32 protein-coding genes are annotated in these 20071 nt (G+C 70.3%); 31 read left to right on the top strand and 1 reads right to left on the bottom strand.

The annotated features are described in order from the left end of the window. Nucleotides 1–4: 4 nt before the first annotated feature. The 28 genes from rpsS to truA all read left to right on the top strand — a co-directional run bounded on the left by rpsS (nt 5) and on the right by truA (nt 15585). A complete protein-coding gene (rpsS, locus tag SM452_RS02575; RefSeq protein WP_007073032.1) occupies nt 5–286 on the top strand; it encodes a 30S ribosomal protein S19 in 282 nt (93 codons plus the stop codon). Between the two features lie 40 nt (nt 287–326). Further along, nucleotides 327–776, top strand: a complete 450-nt coding sequence (rplV, locus tag SM452_RS02570) for a 50S ribosomal protein L22 (RefSeq protein ID WP_013288630.1) — start codon at nt 327–329, stop codon at nt 774–776. Further along, nucleotides 776–1663 (top strand): 30S ribosomal protein S3, encoded by an 888-nt coding sequence (gene rpsC / locus SM452_RS02565; RefSeq protein ID WP_262013091.1) that lies wholly within the window; start codon nt 776–778, stop codon nt 1661–1663. The genes rplV and rpsC overlap by 1 nt, the downstream gene beginning before the upstream one ends. 3 nt (nt 1664–1666) lie before the next feature. Continuing rightward, on the top strand, nt 1667–2092 hold the full coding sequence (gene rplP / locus SM452_RS02560; protein WP_007465292.1) for a 50S ribosomal protein L16: 426 nt from the start codon (nt 1667–1669) through the stop codon (nt 2090–2092). After that, entirely contained in the window at nt 2092–2328 is a 237-nt protein-coding gene (gene rpmC, locus SM452_RS02555) for a 50S ribosomal protein L29 (protein WP_013288628.1), read from the top strand. Before rplP ends, rpmC begins: the two co-directional genes overlap by 1 nt. Further along, entirely contained in the window at nt 2325–2600 is a 276-nt protein-coding gene (gene rpsQ, locus SM452_RS02550; RefSeq protein ID WP_128137051.1) for a 30S ribosomal protein S17, read from the top strand. Before rpmC ends, rpsQ begins: the two co-directional genes overlap by 4 nt. A 98-nt stretch (nt 2601–2698) precedes the next feature. Beyond that, on the top strand, nt 2699–3067 hold the full coding sequence (gene rplN / locus SM452_RS02545; protein ID WP_007073026.1) for a 50S ribosomal protein L14: 369 nt from the start codon (nt 2699–2701) through the stop codon (nt 3065–3067). Next, nucleotides 3064–3384, top strand: coding sequence for a 50S ribosomal protein L24 (gene rplX / locus SM452_RS02540; RefSeq protein ID WP_013288626.1), 321 nt, complete (start codon nt 3064–3066; stop codon nt 3382–3384). The genes rplN and rplX overlap by 4 nt, the downstream gene beginning before the upstream one ends. Continuing rightward, nucleotides 3384–3953: a 50S ribosomal protein L5 gene (rplE, locus tag SM452_RS02535; protein ID WP_018784556.1), complete on the top strand. Its 570-nt coding sequence runs from the start codon at nt 3384–3386 to the stop codon at nt 3951–3953. Before rplX ends, rplE begins: the two co-directional genes overlap by 1 nt. Nucleotide 3954: 1 nt before the next feature. Continuing rightward, complete coding sequence (locus tag SM452_RS02530; protein ID WP_007073023.1) at nt 3955–4140, top strand: type Z 30S ribosomal protein S14; 186 nt, start codon at nt 3955–3957, stop codon at nt 4138–4140. A gap of 98 nt (nt 4141–4238) precedes the next feature. After that, on the top strand, nt 4239–4646 hold the full coding sequence (rpsH, locus tag SM452_RS02525) for a 30S ribosomal protein S8 (RefSeq protein WP_013288624.1): 408 nt from the start codon (nt 4239–4241) through the stop codon (nt 4644–4646). Nucleotides 4647–4662: 16 nt separating this feature from the next. Beyond that, nucleotides 4663–5205: a 50S ribosomal protein L6 gene (rplF, locus tag SM452_RS02520; RefSeq protein ID WP_013288623.1), complete on the top strand. Its 543-nt coding sequence runs from the start codon at nt 4663–4665 to the stop codon at nt 5203–5205. After that, nucleotides 5202–5591, top strand: a complete 390-nt coding sequence (gene rplR, locus SM452_RS02515; RefSeq protein WP_013288622.1) for a 50S ribosomal protein L18 — start codon at nt 5202–5204, stop codon at nt 5589–5591. Before rplF ends, rplR begins: the two co-directional genes overlap by 4 nt. Nucleotides 5592–5624: 33 nt before the next feature. Continuing rightward, nucleotides 5625–6239, top strand: a complete 615-nt coding sequence (gene rpsE, locus SM452_RS02510; RefSeq protein ID WP_135242070.1) for a 30S ribosomal protein S5 — start codon at nt 5625–5627, stop codon at nt 6237–6239. Continuing rightward, nucleotides 6239–6421: a 50S ribosomal protein L30 gene (rpmD, locus tag SM452_RS02505; RefSeq protein ID WP_013473693.1), complete on the top strand. Its 183-nt coding sequence runs from the start codon at nt 6239–6241 to the stop codon at nt 6419–6421. Before rpsE ends, rpmD begins: the two co-directional genes overlap by 1 nt. After that, nucleotides 6421–6864, top strand: coding sequence for a 50S ribosomal protein L15 (gene rplO / locus SM452_RS02500; protein WP_018784561.1), 444 nt, complete (start codon nt 6421–6423; stop codon nt 6862–6864). Before rpmD ends, rplO begins: the two co-directional genes overlap by 1 nt. Nucleotides 6865–7101: 237 nt before the next feature. Further along, on the top strand, nt 7102–8430 hold the full coding sequence (gene secY / locus SM452_RS02495) for a preprotein translocase subunit SecY (RefSeq protein ID WP_355506162.1): 1329 nt from the start codon (nt 7102–7104) through the stop codon (nt 8428–8430). After that, nucleotides 8431–9084, top strand: a complete 654-nt coding sequence (locus tag SM452_RS02490) for an adenylate kinase (protein WP_013288618.1) — start codon at nt 8431–8433, stop codon at nt 9082–9084. A 97-nt stretch (nt 9085–9181) separates the two neighbouring features. After that, nucleotides 9182–10033: a type I methionyl aminopeptidase gene (map, locus tag SM452_RS02485; protein WP_355506165.1), complete on the top strand. Its 852-nt coding sequence runs from the start codon at nt 9182–9184 to the stop codon at nt 10031–10033. A gap of 91 nt (nt 10034–10124) precedes the next feature. Continuing rightward, nucleotides 10125–10652: a DUF1707 SHOCT-like domain-containing protein gene (locus SM452_RS02480; RefSeq protein WP_262013267.1), complete on the top strand. Its 528-nt coding sequence runs from the start codon at nt 10125–10127 to the stop codon at nt 10650–10652. Between the two features lie 232 nt (nt 10653–10884). After that, nucleotides 10885–11106 (top strand): translation initiation factor IF-1, encoded by a 222-nt coding sequence (gene infA / locus SM452_RS02475; protein ID WP_007073013.1) that lies wholly within the window; start codon nt 10885–10887, stop codon nt 11104–11106. Nucleotides 11107–11196: 90 nt separating this feature from the next. Next, complete coding sequence (gene rpmJ, locus SM452_RS02470; protein ID WP_012184307.1) at nt 11197–11310, top strand: 50S ribosomal protein L36; 114 nt, start codon at nt 11197–11199, stop codon at nt 11308–11310. Nucleotides 11311–11520: 210 nt separating this feature from the next. Then, nucleotides 11521–11901 carry a 30S ribosomal protein S13 gene (rpsM, locus tag SM452_RS02465; RefSeq protein WP_013288614.1) on the top strand — a complete coding sequence of 127 codons (381 nt, stop codon included), beginning with the start codon at nt 11521–11523 and terminating at the stop codon, nt 11899–11901. 18 nt (nt 11902–11919) lie between these two features. Then, nucleotides 11920–12327, top strand: coding sequence for a 30S ribosomal protein S11 (gene rpsK, locus SM452_RS02460; protein ID WP_013288613.1), 408 nt, complete (start codon nt 11920–11922; stop codon nt 12325–12327). Between the two features lie 14 nt (nt 12328–12341). Beyond that, nucleotides 12342–12968 (top strand): 30S ribosomal protein S4, encoded by a 627-nt coding sequence (rpsD, locus tag SM452_RS02455; RefSeq protein ID WP_018784565.1) that lies wholly within the window; start codon nt 12342–12344, stop codon nt 12966–12968. Between the two features lie 95 nt (nt 12969–13063). Beyond that, a complete protein-coding gene (locus SM452_RS02450) occupies nt 13064–14086 on the top strand; it encodes a DNA-directed RNA polymerase subunit alpha (protein ID WP_007073009.1) in 1023 nt (340 codons plus the stop codon). Nucleotides 14087–14120: 34 nt separating this feature from the next. Continuing rightward, a complete protein-coding gene (gene rplQ / locus SM452_RS02445; RefSeq protein WP_355506170.1) occupies nt 14121–14681 on the top strand; it encodes a 50S ribosomal protein L17 in 561 nt (186 codons plus the stop codon). A 70-nt stretch (nt 14682–14751) separates the two neighbouring features. Then, nucleotides 14752–15585, top strand: coding sequence for a tRNA pseudouridine(38-40) synthase TruA (gene truA / locus SM452_RS02440; protein ID WP_355506173.1), 834 nt, complete (start codon nt 14752–14754; stop codon nt 15583–15585). Between the two features lie 7 nt (nt 15586–15592). Here truA and SM452_RS02435 read toward each other — a convergent pair whose 3' ends face one another. Further along, on the bottom strand, nt 15593–16798 hold the full coding sequence (locus tag SM452_RS02435) for a hypothetical protein (RefSeq protein ID WP_355506175.1): 1206 nt from the start codon (nt 16796–16798) through the stop codon (nt 15593–15595). Nucleotides 16799–16923: 125 nt separating this feature from the next. Here SM452_RS02435 and SM452_RS02430 point away from each other — a divergent pair, with 125 nt between their 5' ends. From SM452_RS02430 to SM452_RS02420, 3 genes are read left to right on the top strand one after another with little or no spacing between them, the layout of a single operon-like run. Beyond that, the gene (locus SM452_RS02430; protein WP_463839228.1) at nt 16924–17529 is read left to right on the top strand and encodes a class I SAM-dependent methyltransferase; all 606 of its coding nucleotides are present in this window, start codon (nt 16924–16926) and stop codon (nt 17527–17529) included. A 41-nt stretch (nt 17530–17570) separates the two neighbouring features. Further along, nucleotides 17571–19250, top strand: coding sequence for an ABC-F family ATP-binding cassette domain-containing protein (locus tag SM452_RS02425; protein WP_463839227.1), 1680 nt, complete (start codon nt 17571–17573; stop codon nt 19248–19250). Then, on the top strand, nt 19247–20053 hold the full coding sequence (locus SM452_RS02420; protein ID WP_355506181.1) for a nucleotidyltransferase family protein: 807 nt from the start codon (nt 19247–19249) through the stop codon (nt 20051–20053). The genes SM452_RS02425 and SM452_RS02420 overlap by 4 nt, the downstream gene beginning before the upstream one ends. The last annotated feature ends 18 nt before the right edge of the window (nt 20054–20071 follow it).

The raw sequence follows: 20071 nt of genomic DNA, 5'->3' as shown, positions 1-20071 counted from the left end.
AGACATGCCTCGCAGCCTGAAGAAGGGCCCGTTCGTCGACGACCACCTGCTCAAGAAGGTGGAGACGCAGAACGACAAGGGCTCGAAGAACGTCATCAAGACCTGGTCGCGCCGCTCGACGATCATCCCGGAGATGCTGGGTCACACGATCGCCGTGCACGACGGACGTAAGCACGTCCCGGTCTTCGTGACCGAGGCCATGGTCGGGCACAAGCTCGGCGAGTTCGCGCTGACCCGCACGTTCAAGGGTCACGAGAAGGACGACCGGAAGAGCCGCCGGCGCTGACGCCGCGGGCATACGGATAGAGGAACAAGGGGTTACAGCGATGCCAGGAAAGGGCGACGCTCCGGTGCTTCCGGGCGCGCGGGCGGTTGCGCGGCACGTGCGCATCTCGCCGATGAAGGCGCGCCGGGTGGTCAACCTCGTCCGCGGCCTGCCCGCGAAGGAGGCGCTCACGGTGCTGCAGTTCGCGCCGCAGGCTGCGAGCGAGCAGGTGTACAAGGTGCTCGCGAGCGCGATCGCCAACGCGGAGAACAACGAGCGGCTGGACCCCGACGCGCTGCTCGTCAGCGAGGCGTTCGTCGACGAGGGCCCGACCATGAAGCGGTTCCGGCCGCGGGCGCAGGGCCGGGCGTACCGGATCCGCAAGCGCACGTGCCACATCACCGTGGCGGTCGAGGCGGTCGCGGCGGCCACGCCGAAGAAGTCGGCGAAGAAGGCCGCTCCGGCCAAGCCGGCCGCTGAGGAGCAGAGCACGACGGAGGGTGCCGAGTAATGGGTCAGAAGGTTCACCCGACCGGGTTCCGGCTCGGCATCTCGACCGACTGGAAGTCCCGCTGGTTCGCGGACAAGCTCTACAAGGACTACATCGGCGAGGACGTCAAGATCCGCCGCATGATGTCCAAGGGCCTCGAGCGCGCCGGCATCTCCAAGGTCGACATCGAGCGCACCCGTGACCGGGTCCGCGTCGACATCCACACCGCCCGGCCGGGCATCGTCATCGGCCGTAAGGGTGCGGAGGCCGACCGGATCCGCGGCGAGCTGGAGAAGCTCACCGGCAAGCAGGTCCAGCTGAACATCATCGAGGTGAAGAACCCCGAGTCGGACGCGCAGCTGGTCGCCCAGGGCGTCGCCGAGCAGCTGTCCAGCCGGGTCAGCTTCCGTCGGGCCATGCGCAAGGCGATGCAGTCCGCCATGAAGAACCCCGCCTGCAAGGGCATCCGGGTTCAGGTCTCGGGCCGTCTGGGCGGCGCCGAGATGAGCCGGACCGAGTTCTACCGCGAGGGCCGGGTTCCGCTGCACACGCTGCGGGCCAACATCGAGTACGGCTTCTTCGAGGCCCGTACCACCTTCGGCCGGATCGGCGTGAAGGTCTGGATCTACAAGGGCGACGCCGTCCCGGGCCGCGAGGCCCCGGCCGAGGCTGCCCCGTCGCGCGGCCCGCGCCGTGACCGTGGCGACCGGCCGGACCGGCCGCGCCGTGGCCGCTCGGGCTCGTCCGGTACGACCGCCGGTGGCACCGAGGCCGGCCGGGCTGCCGCGACCACCATCGCGCAGCAGGCGGAGACGCCGGCCGGCGACCCGGTCGACAGCAGCGCTGTCGCCGCAGCCGCCTCGGCTCCGGTCGGTAACCAGCCGGCAGAACAGCAGCAGGAGGGCTGACAGATGCTGATGCCGCGCAAGCCCCCGAAGGGCTTCCGCAAGCCGCACCACCCGGACCGCAGTGGCGCGTCCAAGGGTGGTAACCGGGTGGTGTTCGGCGAGTTCGGGATCCAGGCTCTCGAGCCGGCGTACGTGACCAACCGCCAGATCGAGTCGGCGCGTATCGCGATGACCCGCCACATCAAGCGTGGCGGCAAGGTCTGGATCACGATCTTCCCGGACCAGGCCCTCACCAAGAAGCCGGCCGAGACCCGGATGGGTTCCGGTAAGGGTTCGCCCGAGTGGTGGGTCGCCAACGTGAAGCCGGGGCGGGTTCTCTTCGAGATGTCCTTCCCCAACGAGCAGATCGCGCGAGAGGCGATGCGTCGCGCGATCCACAAGCTCCCGATGAAGTGCCGCATTGTTACGCGCGAAGTGGGTGAATCCTGATGGCAGCGGGCGTCAAGCCCTCCGAGCTGCGTGAGCTCTCCGAGGAGGAGCTGGTCACGAAGTTGCGCGAGGCGAAGGCGGAGCTGTTCAACCTCCGCGTGCAGGCCGCAACCGGGCAGCTGGACAACAACCGGCGGCTGCAGGTCATCCGTCGGGAGATCGCCCGGATCTACACGATCATGCGTGAGCGTGAGCTGGGTCTCTCGGCCGCGCCGACTGAGGTGACTGCATCATGAGTGAGAACACCACCGCCCCCGCGCGGTCCCGCCGCAAGGTTCGCGAGGGCCTCGTGGTCAGCGACAAGATGGACAAGACCGTCGTGGTCGAGGTCGAGGACCGCGTCAAGCACGCGCTGTACGGCAAGATCATGCGCCGTACGCGCAAGCTGAAGGTGCACGACGAGCAGAACTCGGCCGGCATCGGCGACCGGGTCCTGATCATGGAGACCCGGCCGCTGTCCGCCACCAAGCGCTGGCGGCTCGTGGAGATCCTCGAGAAGGCCAAGTAGCGAAGGCTCGAGCTCGGCCGGGTCTCGGTCGGGCGCAGGTTCCGCCAGGCTCCGGCCGCCCCGAGCGGCCGGAGAACCGGCAGACATAGGAGATAGACGTGATTCAGCAGGAGTCGCGACTGCGCGTCGCCGACAACACGGGTGCCCGGGAGATCCTGTGCATCCGGGTGCTCGGCGGCTCCGGTCGGCGCTACGCGAGCATCGGCGACGTCATCGTGGCGACCGTCAAGGACGCGATCCCCGGTGCCGGTGTGAAGAAGGGCGACGTCGTCAAGGCCGTCGTCGTTCGGACCGCCAAGGAGAAGCGGCGGCCGGACGGGTCGTACATCCGCTTCGACGAGAACGCCGCCGTCATCATCAAGGACGGTGGGGACCCGCGCGGTACCCGTATCTTCGGCCCGGTGGGCCGGGAGCTGCGGGACAAGCGGTTCATGAAGATCATCTCTCTCGCGCCGGAGGTGTTGTGACCGTGAAGGTCAAGAAGGGCGACACGGTCGTCGTCATCGCCGGCAAGGACAAGGGTGCCAAGGGCAAGGTCATCGCGGCCTACCCGCGGCAGGACAAGGTCCTGGTCGAGGGCGTGAACCGGGTCAAGAAGCACACCCGTATCAGCACCACCCAGCGTGGCGCCAAGACCGGTGGCATCGTCACCCAGGAGGCCCCGATCCACGTCTCGAACGTGATGGTCCTGGACTCCGACGGCAAGCCGACCCGCGTCGGCTACCGGATCGACGACAACGGCCAGAAGGTCCGCATCGCGCGTAGCACCGGTAAGGACCTCTGATGACCACGGCTACCGAAACCAAGACCCTGCCGCGCCTCAAGGAGCGGTACCGCAACGAGGTGGTGGCCGAGCTGCAGAAGCAGTTCGAGTTCGCCAACCCGATGCAGGTGCCGCGGCTGGTCAAGATCGTCGTCAACATGGGTGTCGGCGAGGCCGCTCGCGACGCCAAGCTGATCGACGGGGCCGTCCGCGACCTGGCCACCATCACCGGCCAGAAGCCGCAGGTCCGGCGGGCCACGAAGTCCATCGCGCAGTTCAAGCTCCGCGAGGGCATGCCGATCGGCGCGAAGGTCACCCTGCGCGGCGACCGGATGTGGGAGTTCCTGGACCGGCTGCTCTCGATCGCGCTGCCGCGTATCCGTGACTTCCGCGGCCTGGACGGGCGCAAGCTCGACGGGCACGGCAACTACACGTTCGGCCTGACCGAGCAGTCGGTGTTCCACGAGATCGACCAGGACAAGATCGATCGCCAGCGGGGCATGGACATCACGGTGGTCACGACCGCCACGACCGACGACGAGGGCCGGGCGCTGCTCAAGCTCCTGGGCTTCCCGTTCAAGGAGAACTGAGATGGCCAAGAAGGCGCTGATCCTCAAGGCGGCCGCGAAGCCGAAGTTCTCGGTTCGCGCGTACACCCGCTGCCAGCGGTGCGGGCGTCCGAAGGCGGTCTACCGCAAGTTCGGTCTCTGCCGGGTGTGCATCCGGGAGATGGCCCACCGCGGTGAGCTGCCCGGCGTGTCCAAGGCTTCCTGGTAATAGCCCGGCGCGCTCCGGCGCGTCAGCTGAACTGTCTCTTCGCCGTAGGCCCCGGGCCTGGCCCGGGGAACCCCGGCGAGAAAGGTTGACGAGTTTTCATGACGATGACCGACCCGATCGCAGACATGCTCACGCGTCTGCGTAACGCCAACCAGGCGTACCACGACCGGGTGACGATGCCCTACTCGAAGATCAAGGCGAACATCGCCGAGGTCCTCAAGGCCGAGGGTTACATCGCCACCTGGTCGGTCGAGGAGCCCGAGGAGGGCGCCGTCGGCAAGCGACTGGTCGTCGAGCTGAAGTACGGCCAGAACCGCGAGCGGAGCCTGGCCGGCATCAAGCGCGTGTCCAAGCCCGGTCTCCGGGTGTACGCCAAGTCGGACGGGCTCCCGCGGGTGCTCGGCGGGCTGGGCGTGGCGATCATTTCGACGTCCCAGGGGCTGCTCACCGACCGGCAGGCCCGCAAGCGGAGCGTTGGCGGGGAAGTCCTCGCCTTCGTCTGGTAACGGGAGACAGGTAGAAATGTCGCGTATTGGACGTAAGTCGATCCCGGTGCCTGCCGGCGTCGACATCACGATCGACGGCCGGACCGTCAAGGTCAAGGGCCCCAAGGGCGAACTGAGCCACGTGCTGGCCGAGCCGATCACGGCGGAGCGGGGCGAGGACGGCGAGCTGCACGTCAACCGGCCCAACGACGAGCGCAAGGCCAAGGAGCTGCACGGCCTGAGCCGTACGCTGGTGGCCAACATGATCGTCGGTGTCACCGAGGGCTACCGCAAGAGCCTGGAGATCGCCGGTACCGGTTACCGCGTGACCGCCAAGGGCAAGGACCTGGAGTTCGCGCTCGGGTTCTCGCACCCGGTCCTGGTGCCGGCGCCGGAGGGCATCACCTTCACGGTCGAGAAGCCGACGCTGTTCCACGTGGCCGGCATCGACAAGCAGCAGGTCGGCGAGGTCGCCGCCAACATCCGGAAGATCCGTCCGCCGGAGCCCTACAAGGGCAAGGGCGTGAAGTACCAGGGCGAGGTCATCCGCCGCAAGGCTGGAAAGGCAGGTAAGAAGTGAGCGCCACGCTGCTCAAGCGCCGCCGCGGCGTCGCCGCCAAGCGTGCCGTCGGGCGTGCGCGTCGGCACTTCCGGGTCCGCAAGAACGTCAGCGGCACCGCCGAGCGTCCCCGCCTGGTCGTCACCCGCTCCCTGCGCCACGTGGTGGCCCAGGTCGTGGACGACACCAAGGGTCACACCCTGGCGTCGGCCTCGACCATGGACGCCTCGCTGCGCGGCGCCGAGGGCGACAAGAGCGCCCTGGCCGGCAAGGTCGGCGCCCTGCTCGCCGAGCGCGCCAAGGCCGCCGGCGTCTCGAAGGTCGTCTTCGACCGCGGTGGCAACCGGTACGCGGGGCGTGTCGCCGCGCTTGCCGACGCCGCCCGCGAAGCCGGGCTCGAGTTCTAGAAACCCCGTCACGAGAGAGAAGGAAGGCTGCTGATGCCAGGTCAACAGCGCCGTGGCGGCGGGTCCGGTGGCAACGAGGGTGGTCGCCGCGACAACCGCCGTGAGGGCGGCCGCGGAAACGCGCCCGTCGAGAAGACCCCGCACCTCGAGCGGGTCGTCGCGATCAACCGCGTCGCCAAGGTCGTGAAGGGTGGTCGTCGCTTCAGCTTCACCGCCCTGGTGATCGTGGGCGACGGCGACGGCACCGTCGGTGTGGGCTACGGAAAGGCCAAGGAGGTGCCCGCGGCGATCGCCAAGGGTGTCGAGGAGGCCAAGAAGCACTTCTTCAAGGTGCCGCGCATCGCGTCCTCGATCCCGCACCCGGTGACGGGTGAGGCGGCGGCCGGTGTGGTGCTGCTCAAGCCGGCCTCCGCCGGTACGGGCGTCATCGCCGGTGGCCCGGTGCGTGCCGTGCTGGAGTGCGCGGGCATCCACGACGTGCTCTCCAAGAGCCTCGGCTCGTCCAACCCGATCAACATCGTGCACGCCACGGTGGCGGCCCTGAAGGGGCTCGAGTCCCCGGAGCAGGTCGCGGCCCGTCGTGGTCTGCCGGTCGAGGACGTCGCGCCGGCCGCCATGCTGGCGTCGCGGGCGGGGGTGGCGTCCTGATGGCACGCCTGAAGGTCACCCAGGTCCGGTCCGAGATCGGGACCAAGAAGAACCAGCGTGACTCGCTGCGTTCGCTCGGTCTCAAGCGGATCAACGACGTGGTGGTCAAGGAGGACCGGCCGGAGATCCGCGGCATGATCTTCACGGTCAACCACCTCGTGAAGGTCGAGGAGGTCGAGTAATGACGATCAAGGTGCACCACCTGCGTCCGGCTCCCGGCGCCAAGACCGACAAGACCCGCGTGGGTCGCGGTGAGGGCTCCAAGGGCAAGACCGCCGGTCGCGGTACCAAGGGTTCCAAGGCCCGGAAGAACATCTCGCCGGCGTTCGAGGGTGGGCAGATGCCCATCCACATGCGCCTGCCGAAGATGAAGGGCTTCAAGAACAAGTTCAAGGTCGTGTTCCAGGTGGTCAACCTGGACCGGCTGGCCGAGCTGTTCCCGAACGGCGGCCAGGTCGGCCCGGTCGAGCTGGTCGAGGCCGGCGCGGTCCGCAAGGGTCACCCGGTCAAGGTGCTCGGCACCGGCGACCTCGGCGGCGTGTCTCTCCAGGTCTCGGCGCACGCGTTCAGCGCGTCGGCCAAGGAGAAGATCACCGCCGCCGGTGGCTCGGTCACCGAGCTGTAAGGCGATGTCCATGGCGCCCGTTCAGTTGTTCGCAACTGGGCGGGCGCCATGGTCTACCGGCCACATGTGCGCCGGGTAACATCGGATTCGGTTTATGTAGCCGGGCACATCTGCCCGGACCGGGGCCGGGCTGTTAGAGTCCGTTCCCAGCCATGGATACCGGACACTCCGTCCGGCACCACCCCGCCCCGCCAGGGACTCGTTCACCGGCGGCCCGCGTCGCGCAGGAGGAAGAAGTTGCTGTCCGCCTTTCTCAGTGCGTTCCGTACGCCTGACCTGCGCAAGAAGCTGCTGTTCACAGTAGGCATCATCGCGGTCTACCGGCTGGGCGCCACGCTGCCCAGCCCGGGCGTCTCGTACGGCAACGTGCAGAAGTGTCTCGAGGCCACGCAGGGCGGCAGTACGGGAGTGCTCAACCTGCTGGATCTGTTCTCCGGTGGCGCGCTGCTCCAGCTCTCGGTCTTCGCGCTGGGCATCATGCCCTACATCACCGCGTCGATCATCCTGCAGCTGCTGACGGTGGTGATTCCGCGCCTGGAGCAGCTCCGCAAGGAGGGCCAGGCCGGGCAGGCCAAGATCACGCAGTACACCCGCTACCTGACGCTGGGCCTGGGTGTCCTCCAGGCGTCGGCGTTCGTGGCGCTGGCCCGCTCCGGCCAGCTGTTCAACAACCAGTGCGACCAGTTCCCGATCGTGCCCGAGGGCACCGGCATCCCGAACTGGCTGACCCTGGGCATCCTGGTCATGACCATGACCGCCGGCACCGGCGTGGTGATGTGGCTCGGTGAGCTGATCACCGACCGGGGCGTCGGCAACGGCATGTCCGTGCTGATCTTCACCTCGATCGCGGCCCGCCTCCCCAGCGAGGGCTGGAAGATCAAGACCACCAAGGGCTGGGGGATGTTCCTCCTCGTCATCGCCCTGGTGCTGGTGGTCATCACCGCTGTCACGTTCATCGAGCAGGCGCAGCGCCGCATCCCGGTGCAGTACGCCAAGCGCATGATCGGCCGGCGGATGTACGGCGGCACGTCGACCTACATCCCGCTGAAGGTGAACCAGGCGGGTGTCATCCCGGTCATCTTCGCCTCGTCGCTGCTCTACCTGCCGCAGCTCGCGCTCCAGTTCTTCGATCAGAACGACCCGGGCAAGGTCCAGGCGTGGATCCAGAACCACATCGTGAAGGCGAGCGCGCCGGAGCACATCGCGATCTACTTCCTGCTGATCATCTTCTTCACGTACTTCTACGTGTCGATCACGTTCAACCCGACCGAGGTCGCGGACAACATGAAGAAGTACGGCGGCTTCGTGCCGGGCATCCGCCCCGGCAAGCCGACCGCCGAGTACCTCGACTTCATCCTCAGCCGGATCACCCTGCCGGGCGCGCTCTACCTGGGCATCGTCGCGATCCTGCCGAACTTCTTCTTCATCTGGCTCGACAACCAGCAGTTCCAGAACTTTCCGTTCGGCGGCACCGCTGTGCTCATCATGGTCGGCGTCGGTCTGGAGACCGTGAAGCAGATCGAGAGCCAACTCATGCAGCGGAACTACGAAGGGTTCCTGCGGTAGATGCGACTCGTTCTGGTTGGCCCGCCGGGCGCGGGCAAAGGCACACAGGCGGAGTTCGTCGCCGCGCACCTCTCGGTGCCGAAGATCTCGACCGGTGACATCTTCCGGGCGAACGTCTCCCAGGGCACGCCGCTGGGCGTCGAGGCCAAGCGGTACATGGACGCCGGCAAGCTGGTTCCGGACGAGGTCACCATCAACATGGTGCGAGACCGGCTCGCCGAGCCGGACGCGAGCGAGGGCTTCCTGCTCGACGGCTTCCCGCGGACCACGCCGCAGGCCGCCGCGCTGGACAAGCTCCTCGCCGACCTCGGCACCGCGCTGGACCTGGTGCTGGAGCTGGTCGTCGACGACGACGAGGTGATCCGGCGCCTGTCCGGCCGGCGCACCTGCCGCGGCTGCGGCAAGATCTGGCACGTCGAGTTCGACTCGCCGAGCCGGGAGGGCGTCTGCGACCGCTGCGGCGCGGAGCTGTTCCAGCGGGACGACGACAAGCCGGAGACCATCGCCGCCCGGCTGCGGGAGTACGCCGAGAAGACCGCGCCGCTGGTCGACTACTACGGCGCCCAGGGCAAGCTGGTGGGCATCGACGCGACCGGCCCGGTGGAGGACGTCACCGTCCGCGCCATCGACGCGCTGCGCTCGTACGGCGGCTGAGGTCCCACCCGCCACCCGGCGGATAGAGTGCGAACAGCGGGGTACGTGCGACGTGCCCCGCTGCTCCGCGTACGCGTGACGAAAGGTAACCACCACCATGCGCCGTCCCCAGCTGGACATCCAGCTGAAGACCCCCGAGCAGATCGAGCTGATGCGGGCCGCCGGTCTGGTCGTCGCCCGCGCCCTGCGGCGGATGCGGGAGGCGGTGGCGCCGGGCGTGTCGACGGCCGACCTGGACGCGATCGCCGAGTCGACCATCCGCGAGGCGGGCGCCGTGCCGTCGTTCAAGGGCTACCACGGCTTCCCGGCGTCGATCTGCTCCTCGGTCAACCGGCAGGTGGTGCACGCCATCCCGTCGGCCGAGCAGGTGCTGCGCGAGGGCGACCTGATCTCGATCGACTGCGGCGCGGTGCTGGACGGCTGGCACGGCGACGCGGCGGTCACGGTGCCGGTCGGCGAGGTCGACCCGGCGCTGCTGAGGATGACGGCGGTGGCCGAGGACGCCATGTGGGCCGGGATCGCCGCGGCGGCGCGCGGGGCGGCCTCCGGCAAGGGCCGGCTCACCGACATCTCGCACGCGGTCGAGACGGCGGTCCGCAAGGGCGGCCGGTACGGCATCGTCGACGGCTACGGCGGCCACGGCATCGGCACCGAGATGCACCAGGACCCGCACGTGCTCAACCACGGGCGTCCCGGCAAGGGGCCGCGCCTGGTGCCGGGCCTGGCGCTCGCCATCGAGCCGATGATCACGATGGGCTCGCCGCGTACGGTCGAGCTGTCCGACGGCTGGACCGTGGTGACCCGGGACGGGTCGATGGCGGTGCACGTCGAGCACTCGATGGCGCTGCTGGACGACGGCGTGTGGGTGCTGACCGCCGAGGACGGCGGACGGGCCCGCCTGGGCGACCTGGTGACCAGGCGGCAGACGTCGGTGGACTCACCGGCCTGATCGAGGGCCCCGGCCCCGCCGGATGACCGGCCGCGCCGTGCCGGGCTGGCGATCGGGTGACATGCTTGCTCCCATGGAGGAGCGCAACCGCATGCGGGCGGCCGACGCGGACCGTGAGGCCACCGCGGAGCGACTCCGGGCGGCGTTGAACGAGGGCCGGCTCGACCTGCACGAGTACGACGACCGGCTGCGCCGGGCGTACGGGTCGAAGACCTACGGCGAGCTGGACGAGCTGCTGACCGACCTGCCCGGCGCCGGACCGGCCGGACGCCCCCTGCCGGCGCCCCGCGCGCCAGGGGAGGGCGGGGTGGCGGTCCCGGGCCCGGAGGCCGTGAGCGGGGCGCGTAGCGCCTGGCTGCTGGGGGTCTGGGGCCCCTGGCTGAAGGTGGCCCTGATCCTCACCGCGATCTGGTTCGTCTCGCAGCTGGGTGAGGGCGAGTTCGAGTTCGACGACTACTGGCCGCTCTGGGTGCTCGGCCCGTGGGGCGCGGTGGTGCTCTACCAGACCGTCCAGGGGCTGGCGTCCGGCGCGCCGGAGAAGGACGCCGAACGCCGGCGGCGCAAGCGGGTCGAGCGGGAGGCCCGCCGCCAGGCGAAGCGCGAACTGCCGGAGACGTGACCTGCGTCATATCCGAGCCGTCCGGGTGACTGTCGCGCCGGTCGGTTTGGCGAGCACGTGCGGGTCGGCGTACACTTTCAGATCGGCGCACAGCGTCCACTCCGCCATGCCCACCCTGCGCTTCGGTGGGAGTCGGAGCCGCGGCTGGCGCGGGTTTCCTGATCTTGGTCAGTTCACCCGTGTAAGACGTTGTGGGCCGTCCGGAGTAACCGACGTCAGGACAGCGGAGGACATGCCGAAAAAAGACGGAGCCATCGAGATCGAGGGTCGGGTCATCGAGCCCCTGCCGAACGCCATGTTCCGGGTGGAGCTCGCGAACGGCCACAAGGTGCTCGCTCACATCAGCGGCAAGATGCGCCAGCACTACATCCGCATCCTGCCGGAGGACCGGGTCGTCGTCGAACTCTCGCCGTACGACCTGACCCGCGGGCGCATCGTCTACCGCTACAAGTAAGCCTGACGGCGGCCGGGAGACCCGTGTCCGTCTTCGACGTCCGGATCGCGCACCGCCGCGGCTCCGGGCCAGATGGGAAGTAAGGCAACCGTGAAGGTCAAGCCGAGCGTCAAGAGGATCTGCAACAAGTGCCGGGTGATCCGCCGGCACGGCCGGGTCATGGTCATCTGCACCGACCCGCGCCACAAGCAGCGCCAGGGCTGACGCCCCACACATCACCAGCTCGTCTCAGCCGCGGTCGGGTGCGCAGCGCGTACCCCTCGTGGTTGACCCCCGGTCGGAGGCCGGGGCCCGCTCGGGCAGCGACCGATCCCGGTCGCCGGCGTTCTTGACGCCGGAAGGACAGGGACGGCCGGTAGCGGGGTGGGACGGGTCCACACCTCCGCCACAACATCACGAGGAGTACGCCCGCACATGGCACGTCTAGTCGGCGTGGATCTCCCCCGCGAGAAGCGGATGGAGATCGCGCTCACCTACATCTTCGGGGTCGGTCGCACCCGCGCCCTGGAGACGCTCGCCGCGACCGGCATCTCGCCGGACAAGCGCGTTCGGGACCTCACGGACGAGGAGCTCGTCGAGCTCCGGAACCACATCGAGGGCAACTACAAGGTTGAAGGCGACCTGCGCCGCGAGGTCGCCGCTGACATCCGCCGCAAGGTCGAGATCGGCTGCTACGCCGGTATCCGGCACCGCCGCGGTCTGCCCGTGCGTGGCCAGCGCACCAAGACCAACGCGCGGACCCGGAAGGGCCCGAAGCGGACCGTGGCCGGCAAGAAGAAGCCCGGCAAGAAGTAACTAGGAGCGCACAGACTTATGCCACCGAAGGCTCGTGCCGGAGCCGCCGTCAAGAAGGTCCGGCGCAAGGAACGCAAGAACGTCGCCCACGGGCAGGCGCACATCAAGAGCACCTTCAACAACACCATCGTGTCCATCACGGACCCGACCGGTGCGGTCATCTCCTGGGCCTCCTCCGGCCAGGTCGGCTTCAAGGGCTCCCGCAAGTCGACTCCGTTCGCCGCGCAGCTCGCCGCCGAGGCCGCCGCGCGCCGCGCGATGGAGCACGGCATGCGCAAGGTCGACGTGTTCGTCAAGGGCCCCGGCTCCGGCCGGGAGACCGCCATCCGTTCGCTGCAGGCCGTCGGCCTCGAGGTCGGGCAGATCTCCGACGTCACGCCGCAGCCGCACAACGGGTGCCGTCCGCCGAAGCGTCGCCGGGTCTGAGAGGTTAGAGAGAGATGGCTCGTTACACCGGTGCTGACTGCCGCCGTTGCCGGCGGGAGAAGATGAAGCTGTTCCTCAAGGGCAGCAAGTGCGATGGTCCGAAGTGCCCGTTCGAGTCCCGGCCGTTCCCGCCCGGGCAGCACGGCCGCGGCCGCACGAAGGAGACGGAGTACCTGCTCCAGCTCCGTGAGAAGCAGAAGGCCCGTCGTGTCTACGGCGTGCTGGAGAAGCAGTTCCGCGGCTACTACGAAGAGGCCGTGAGCAAGGAAGCCAAGACCGGTGAGGTCCTGCTGCAGATCCTCGAGTCGCGGCTGGACAACGTGGTCTACCGGGCCGGCTACGCCAAGTCCCGGGACATGGCCCGTCAGCTGGTCAAGCACGGCCACTTCACGGTGAACGGCAAGAAGGTCGACATCCCGTCGTACCGCGTCAAGGAGCACGACATCGTCGAGGTGCGTGCCAAGAGCAAGGAGCTCACCCCGTTCCTCGTGGCGCAGGGTGAGGCCGGCTCGCGGACCGTTCCGGCGTGGCTGGAGGCGATCCCGAGCCAGCTGAAGATCCTTGTGCACTCGCTCCCGGCCCGCCAGGTGATCGACACCCAGGTCCAGGAGCAGCTGATCGTCGAGCTCTACTCCAAGTAAGGGCTCGTTGCGGTGGCCCGTCCTCCGGGGCGGGCCACCGGAACAGTTGTGTCGTGGGCGTCAAATAGCGGGCGCCCCGGAAGAGAAGAGAAAAGATGCTCATCAGCCAGCGACCGTCTCTCTCCGAAGAGTCGATCAACGAGACCCGCTCCCGGTTCACCATCGAGCCGCTGGAGCCCGGCTTCGGCTACACGCTGGGCAACTCGCTCCGGCGTACGCTGCTGTCCTCGATCCCGGGCGCGGCGGTCACCTCGATCAAGATCGACGGTGTGCTGCACGAGTTCACCACGATCCCCGGTGTCAAGGAGGACGTGGTCGAGCTCGTCATGAACATCAAGGAGCTGTGCGTCAGCTCCGAGCACGACGAGCCGGTCAGCATGTACCTGCGCAAGCAGGGCCCGGGCGACGTGACCGCCGGTGACATCCAGCCCCCGGCCGGTGTCTCGGTGCACAACCCGGACCTGAAGCTCGCCACCCTCAACGGCAAGGGCCGGCTCGACATGGAGCTGACCGTCGAGCGGGGTCGCGGCTACGTCACGGCGGCGCAGAACAAGCAGGCGGGCGCCGAGATCGGCCGGATCCCGGTCGACTCGATCTACTCGCCGGTGCTCAAGGTGACGTACCGGGTCGAGGCGACCCGTGTCGAGCAGCGTACCGACTTCGACCGGCTCATCATCGACGTCGAGACCAAGCCGTCGATGGGCCCGCGTACCGCGCTGGCCTCGGCCGGCTCGACGCTGGTGGAGCTGTTCGGGCTGGCCCGGGAGCTGGACGAGACCGCCGAGGGCATCGACATCGGGCCGTCCCCGCAGGACGCCCAGCTGGCGGCGGACCTGGCCCTGCCGATCGAGGAGCTGGACCTCACCGTCCGCTCCTACAACTGCCTCAAGCGCGAGGGCATCAACTCCGTTGGTGAGCTCATCGGGCGTACCGAGGCCGACCTCCTCGACATCCGCAACTTCGGTCAGAAGTCGATCGACGAGGTCAAGATGAAGCTCGCCGGGATGGGCCTGGGGCTGAAGGACTCGGCTCCGAACTTCGACCCGGCGCACGTCGTGGACGCCTTCGGCGAGGCGGACTACGACACCGACGACTACCGCGAGACCGAGCAGCTCTAGTCCGCGCTGCCGCCACACCTGAGGAGCACCAAGCATGCCCACGCCCACCAAGGGCCCCCGCCTCGGCGGCAGCCCCGCGCACGAGCGGCTGATGCTGGCCAACCTGGCCACTGCGCTGTTCCAGCACGGCAAGATCCAGACCACCGAGACGAAGGCCCGGCGGCTGCGTCCGCTGGCCGAGCAGCTCATCACCAAGGCCAAGCGCGGCGACCTCGCCTCGCGCCGCCGCGTGCTGGGCGTCGTCAAGGACAAGGACGTGGTCTACGCCCTGTTCGACCAGATCGCGCCCCGGTACGCCAACCGCAACGGTGGCTACACCCGGATCGTGAAGACCGGTCCGCGCAAGGGTGACGCCGCTCCGATGGCGATCATCGAGCTGGTGGAGGAGCTTCAGGTCGCCGAGCCGAAGGCGAACAAGAAGACCGCCGCCCGCAAGGCCGCGCAGCAGGACAAGGTCGAGGCCCTGGCCCCGGCCGAGGAGACCCCGCGCTCCAGCGCCGGTGACCAGGACGCCGAGCCGCCGGTCTCCGCGTCGGGTGACACCGCCGCCGCCCGTGAGGACAGCGACGAGGCCACCGAGAACGACAAGGCCTGAGATCAGGCTCGACCGGGCCCGGCATCCCCTCGGGGGTGCCGGGCCCGTCGCCGTCGACAGGAGGTACGAGGTGGACGAGCGGACCCGGCTGCGGCTGGACGTCTCGTACGACGGCACCGACTTCTCCGGCTGGGCGCCCCAGCCGACCCGGCGCACCGTGGCCGGCGTACTCGTGCAGACGCTGGACCTGGTGCTCGGCGCGGGCACGGTGACCGGCCTGACGGTGGCCGGGCGTACCGACGCCGGGGTGCACGCCACCGGGCAGGTATGCCACCTCGACCTGCCGACTCCCGTGTGGCGGGAGCACGAGGGGCGGCTGCTGCGCCGGCTGGCCCGGCTCTTGCCGCCTGACGTCCGGGTACGCGCGATGACCGAGGTGCCCGCCGACTTCGACGCCCGCTTCTCGGCCACGTTCCGGCGCTACGAGTACCGGGTCACCGACGCACCGTGGGGCGCCGAGCCGCTGCGCCGCGGGGACACCCTGGCCTGGCCGAAGCCGCTGGACCTGGCGGCGCTGAACGCCGCCGCCGCCGGGCTGGTGGGCGAGCACGACTTCGCCGCGTACTGCCGGCGCAAGGAGAACGCCACCACGCTGCGCGAGGTGACCCGGCTGGACTGGCGGCGCGACCCGGACGGGATCCTGGTCGCCACCGTGCAGGCCGACGCGTTCTGCCAGAACATGGTGCGCAGCCTGGTCGGGGCGATGCTGGTGGCCGGTGACGGGCGGCGGCCGGTCCAGTGGCCGGCCGGCCTGCTGACCCGGCGTGAGCGCTCCAGCGAGGTGACAGTGGCGCCGGCGCACGGCCTCGCCCTGGTCGCTGTGGGCTACCCGGCCGACCCGGCCGAGTACGCCCGCCGCGCCGAGGAGACCCGCCGGTTGCGGGTGCCGGTGGCCGAGGGCTGAGCCCGCCTCAGTCCGTGCCCCGCTGTCCGGCGCTGTCCCCGGCCGACTCCGCGTCGGGCTGACCGGCCGTGCCGGCCGCCGCGCGACGGTCCAGCACACCCCGGTTGAGGTGCAGCTCGACCATGTCGTACATGATCTCGCGGGCGGCCGCGTCGTCGCTCGGGATGCGTTCCCCGTCGGCGCGGGTGACCAGGCAGTAGGCGACGTAGTGTCCGCGTACCTGCCAGGCGACCCGGGCCGCGGCCTTCTCCACCGCGTCGGTGTCGTCGCCGGCCGCCATGCCACGGAACCGTCCCTGGCGCGCGTCGAGCAGCGGCCGGATGCGGTCGCGTACGCGCTGGGCGGTGGCCACGTCGGTGAGGTTGAACAGGCCGGCGGTGATCAGGTGGTCGCCGTCGGGGGAGCGGAGCGTGCCCCGCACGACCTGGTTGCAGCCGAGCCGGACCAGCAGGTCGGCGATCTCGCCGGTGGCCGCTACCTGGCACTTCGTGCTGGCCTGGGTCTTCAGCACCCGGTATGCGGGCTTTCCGTCGGTGACCACCAGATCCTTCGTCGGGAAGACCTCCGTGGCGGTGAGCGACGCCTGGTCGGTGTCCCGGGAGTCCAGGTCGGTGGCACCGGACGGGGTGCTCGACTCGGTCGGCTGCGGGGTCGGCTGGCCGGCTGGGGGCGTGGCGGTGCGTTCGTCGAGCAGAGCCGCGACGGCGAGCCCGGTGAGCGAGAGCAGCAGCAGGACGGCGGCACCGCCGACGAGCGTCTGCCAGAACCGCCCGCCGCCGCGGCGTTCGGCGCGCCGGGTCCGGGGCAGCTCGGAGACGTCGGCGGCGCGGGCGGTGGGGCTGGCCGGGATCGGCACCGTCGGCCGGTTCACCGCCGCCGGTACGGGCGCGGGCATGGGCGGCGCGGGCTGCGGCACCGGGGACGGCTCCCGTGGTGGCGCGGGCCGTCCGGGTGCCGGCGCCGGGGCCGGTGGTGCCGGAACGGGTGCGCGGGTGTCGTCCGCCACCGCCTGCCCGTCGGGGTCGGCCTGCTCGGCCGCGCCGGCCGGCGGCAGCGCCGGTTGCGGGCGCGGCGGCGGGGGCAGCGACGGCGTGGGGAAGCGGGAGCGTGACGGACCCGCGGGCGGAGGCGTGGCTGCGGGCCCGGTGGGGGCCGACCCGGGCTTCGGGTACTCCAGGAAGGCGTCCTCATCGGACTCGTACCGGTACACCATGTGGCATAGAGTAGGACTGATTGTCCCTTTCAGGGGTAATATCGGGAAATTCTGGTGGAGTGGCGTCCGGCCCTGCCCGTGACACCGTCGCCGGAACCGCCCCGGCCCGGTGCGAGAATGCCTGCGTGACCGGCGACCACTACTTCACCGCTGAACCCTCGACCCCGGCCCGCCCGCGCGAGGTCGAGTTCACAGTCGCCGGGCGCGACTACACACTCGGCTCGGCCGGTGGCGTCTTCTCCGCCGACCGGCTCGACCCGGGGACCGCCGTGCTGCTGCGCAAGGCCGACCTGCCGGCCGCCGACGTCACCGGCGCGCTGCTCGACATCGGATGCGGCTTCGGCCCGATCACCTGCGTCCTCGCCACTGTCGCGCCGAAGGCCACCGTCTGGGCGGTGGACGTCAACGAGCGCGCCCGCGCCCTCACCACCGACAACGCGGCAAGGGTCGGCGCCGCCGACCGGGTACGCGCCGTCGCGCCCGACGACCTGCCGGACGACGTCACCTTCACCCAGATCTGGTCCAACCCGCCGATCCACATCGGCAAGGCGGAACTGCACGGCCTGCTGCTGCGCTGGCTGCCCCGGCTCGCCCCGGACGGAGTGGCCTGGCTGGTCGTCGCCCGGCACCTCGGCGGCGACTCGCTGCACCGCTGGCTGATGGAGCAGGGCTGGTCCGTCGAGCGGCAGGCCAGCCAGAAGGGCTACCGGGTGCTGCGGGTCACCCGGTAAACCGGTGTCGTCCACCGACCCGGCTCGGGCAGGATGCCCGCGTGGGATACGTGGACGTGGCAGGAGTGGGGCACATCCTCCCGGACGGGCGTGAGCTGTTCAGCGACGTGTCGTTCCGGGTCGGTGAGGGCGCGAAGGTGGCGCTCGTCGGCCCGAACGGCGCCGGCAAGACCACGCTGCTGCGGATGGTCGCCGGTGACCTGCCGGTCAAGACCGGCGCGATCGCCCGCTCCGGCGGGCTGGGCGTGATGCGGCAGTTCATCGGCATGATCGGCGACGAGTCCACGCTCGCCGACCTCGCCCTGTCGCTGGCGCCGCCGGCGCTGCGCAACGCCGGGCGGCGGCTCGCCGAGACCGAGGCGGCCATGCGGGCGGCCGAGGTACGCGGCAAGTACAGCTCCGCCGCCGCGAAGACCCAGCTCGCGTACGCCGAGGCGCTCGCCGCCTGGGGCGAGACCGGCGGGTACGACGCGGAGGTCCTCTTCGACACCGTCGCCACCATCGTGCTGGACCTGCCACGGGACAGCGCCCGGGAACGGCCGGTCCGCACGCTCTCCGGCGGCCAGCAGAAACGCTTCGCGCTGGAACTGCTGCTGCGCGGCCCGGACGAGGTGCTGCTGCTCGACGAGCCGGACAACTTCCTCGACGTACCCGGCAAACGCTGGCTGGAGGGGCGGCTGCGCGAGTCGGCCAAATCCGTGCTGTACGTCTCGCACGACCGGGAACTGCTGGCGCAGACCGCCGACCGCGTCGTCGCGGTGGAGGGCGGCAGCGCGTGGGTGCACCCGGGCGGCTTCGCGAGCTGGCACGACGCCCGGGTGGCCCGGCACGCCCGCCTCGACGAGCTGCGCAAACGCTGGGACGAGGAACACCAGAAGCTGCGCGAGCTGATGCTGATGTACAAGCAGAAGGCCGCGTACAACGACGGGATGGCGTCCCGCTACCAGGCCGCGCAGACCCGGTTGCGCAAGTTCGAGGAGGCCGGGCCGCCGCCCGTACCCCCGAAGGACCAGGACATCCGGATGCGCCTGACCGGCGGGCGGACCAGCAAGCGCGCGGTCATCGCCGAGCAGCTGGAGCTGGACGGCCTGACGTACCCGTTCGACCTGGAACTCTGGTACGGCGACCGGGTCGCGGTGCTGGGCGCGAACGGCACCGGCAAGTCGCACTTCCTGCGCCTGCTGGCCCGCGGCGGCACCGACCCGGAGCCGGGAAACACTCCAGTCGACGGTGCCGGCGCGCTCGCACCGGTCGCCCACGGCGGCGTGGTGCGGCTCGGCGCGCGGGTCCGGCCCGGGCACTTCTCGCAGACCCACGACCGGCCGGAGCTGATGGCCAAGACGCTCGTCGAGGTGCTGTGGCGCGGCGACGACCACCGGGCCGGCATGGACCGGCACGCCGCGATGGCGGCGCTGTCCCGGTACGAGCTCGCCGGCCAGGGCGACCAGCGGTTCGGCACGCTCTCCGGCGGGCAGCAGGCCCGCTTCCTGGTGCTGCTGCTGGAGCTGTCCGGGGCGACGCTGCTGCTGCTCGACGAGCCCACGGACAACCTCGACCTGGCCTCGGCCGAGGCACTGGAGGCCGGGCTGACCGCGTTCGAGGGGACTGTGGTCGCTGTGACACACGACAGGTGGTTCACCCGTACCTTCGACCGGTTCGTGTTGTTCCGGGGCGACGGCGACGTGGTGGAGACGCCGGAGCCGGTCTGGGACGTGGGGTGATCGACCGGGAGCTGGCCGACCGGCTGTGCGCGGTGGACGGCGTGGTCGCGGTGGCGCTCGGCGGCAGCCGCGCCCGCGGCGACCACCGGCCCGACTCCGACTGGGACCTGGGCCTCTACTACCGGGGTACGCCGGACCTGGCCGGGCTGCGCGCGGTGGCCGCCTCGATCGCCGACGGGCCGGTGGACCTCACCGCACCGGGCGGCTGGGGGCCGTGGGTCGACGGGGGCGGCTGGCTGCGTGTCGGCGGCGTCGCAGTGGACTGGATCTACCGCGACCTGGACCGGGTGCACCGGGTGTGGGCGGACTGCCGGGCCGGCCGCTACACGGTCGAGGCGCAGGCCGGGCACCCGCTCGGCTTCTACTCGCACGCGTACGCCGGGGAGGTGGCGCTTGGGCGGGTGCTCGGCGACCCGAGCGGTGAGCTGACCGCGCTGCGGGCCGAGACCGTCGACTACCCGCCCGCGCTCGGCGCCGCGCTGGTCGCCGGCGGCTGGGAGACCGGGCTGCTGCTCGACGGCGCGGCGAAGGGCGCGGCCGGAGGCGACGCCGGCTACGTGGCGGGCTGCCTGTTCCGGGTGGTCGGCGTGCTGGTCCACGCGCTGCACGGCCGGGCCGGACGGTGGCTGGTCAACGAGAAGGGCATGATCACGTCCGCCGGACGCCTGCCTGGTGCGCCGCCGGACTTCGCCGAGCGGGCGCAGGAACTGCTGGGCGCGGTGGGGCGTACCCCGTCCGAGCTGGCGGCGACGATCGCCGCCGCCCGAACGCTGGCCGCCGAGGTGCTGCCGCTGCCCGGATGACACCCGGGCAGCGGGCAT

This window comes from Micromonospora sp. SYSU B005 (assembly GCF_055362685.1).
The sequence above is the reverse complement of the archived record's forward strand: the minus strand, read 5'-3'. Positions and strand labels throughout refer to the sequence as shown.

Bases quoted from the DNA above. Each gene is read 5' to 3' on its own strand.
- rpmC (WP_013288628.1), top strand. From the start codon at position 2,092: ATGGCAGCGGGCGTCAAGCCCTCCGAGCTGCGTGAGCTCTCCGAGGAG.
- rpsH (WP_013288624.1), top strand. From the start codon at position 4,239: ATGACGATGACCGACCCGATCGCAGACATGCTCACGCGTCTGCGTAAC.
- map (WP_355506165.1), top strand. From the start codon at position 9,182: ATGCGCCGTCCCCAGCTGGACATCCAGCTGAAGACCCCCGAGCAGATC.
- SM452_RS02435 (WP_355506175.1), bottom strand. From the start codon at position 16,798: ATGGTGTACCGGTACGAGTCCGATGAGGACGCCTTCCTGGAGTACCCG.
- SM452_RS02530 (WP_007073023.1), top strand. From the start codon at position 3,955: ATGGCCAAGAAGGCGCTGATCCTCAAGGCGGCCGCGAAGCCGAAGTTC.
- rpsD (WP_018784565.1), top strand. From the start codon at position 12,342: ATGGCTCGTTACACCGGTGCTGACTGCCGCCGTTGCCGGCGGGAGAAG.
- rplF (WP_013288623.1), top strand. From the start codon at position 4,663: ATGTCGCGTATTGGACGTAAGTCGATCCCGGTGCCTGCCGGCGTCGAC.
- rplE (WP_018784556.1), top strand. From the start codon at position 3,384: ATGACCACGGCTACCGAAACCAAGACCCTGCCGCGCCTCAAGGAGCGG.
- rpsC (WP_262013091.1), top strand. From the start codon at position 776: ATGGGTCAGAAGGTTCACCCGACCGGGTTCCGGCTCGGCATCTCGACC.
- rpsS (WP_007073032.1), top strand. From the start codon at position 5: ATGCCTCGCAGCCTGAAGAAGGGCCCGTTCGTCGACGACCACCTGCTC.
- rplV (WP_013288630.1), top strand. From the start codon at position 327: ATGCCAGGAAAGGGCGACGCTCCGGTGCTTCCGGGCGCGCGGGCGGTT.
- rpsQ (WP_128137051.1), top strand. From the start codon at position 2,325: ATGAGTGAGAACACCACCGCCCCCGCGCGGTCCCGCCGCAAGGTTCGC.
- rplO (WP_018784561.1), top strand. From the start codon at position 6,421: ATGACGATCAAGGTGCACCACCTGCGTCCGGCTCCCGGCGCCAAGACC.
- rpmD (WP_013473693.1), top strand. From the start codon at position 6,239: ATGGCACGCCTGAAGGTCACCCAGGTCCGGTCCGAGATCGGGACCAAG.
- rpsM (WP_013288614.1), top strand. From the start codon at position 11,521: ATGGCACGTCTAGTCGGCGTGGATCTCCCCCGCGAGAAGCGGATGGAG.
- rplQ (WP_355506170.1), top strand. From the start codon at position 14,121: ATGCCCACGCCCACCAAGGGCCCCCGCCTCGGCGGCAGCCCCGCGCAC.
- SM452_RS02450 (WP_007073009.1), top strand. From the start codon at position 13,064: ATGCTCATCAGCCAGCGACCGTCTCTCTCCGAAGAGTCGATCAACGAG.
- SM452_RS02490 (WP_013288618.1), top strand. From the start codon at position 8,431: ATGCGACTCGTTCTGGTTGGCCCGCCGGGCGCGGGCAAAGGCACACAG.
- infA (WP_007073013.1), top strand. From the start codon at position 10,885: ATGCCGAAAAAAGACGGAGCCATCGAGATCGAGGGTCGGGTCATCGAG.
- rpsE (WP_135242070.1), top strand. From the start codon at position 5,625: ATGCCAGGTCAACAGCGCCGTGGCGGCGGGTCCGGTGGCAACGAGGGT.
- rpsK (WP_013288613.1), top strand. From the start codon at position 11,920: ATGCCACCGAAGGCTCGTGCCGGAGCCGCCGTCAAGAAGGTCCGGCGC.
- rplP (WP_007465292.1), top strand. From the start codon at position 1,667: ATGCTGATGCCGCGCAAGCCCCCGAAGGGCTTCCGCAAGCCGCACCAC.
- SM452_RS02480 (WP_262013267.1), top strand. From the start codon at position 10,125: ATGCGGGCGGCCGACGCGGACCGTGAGGCCACCGCGGAGCGACTCCGG.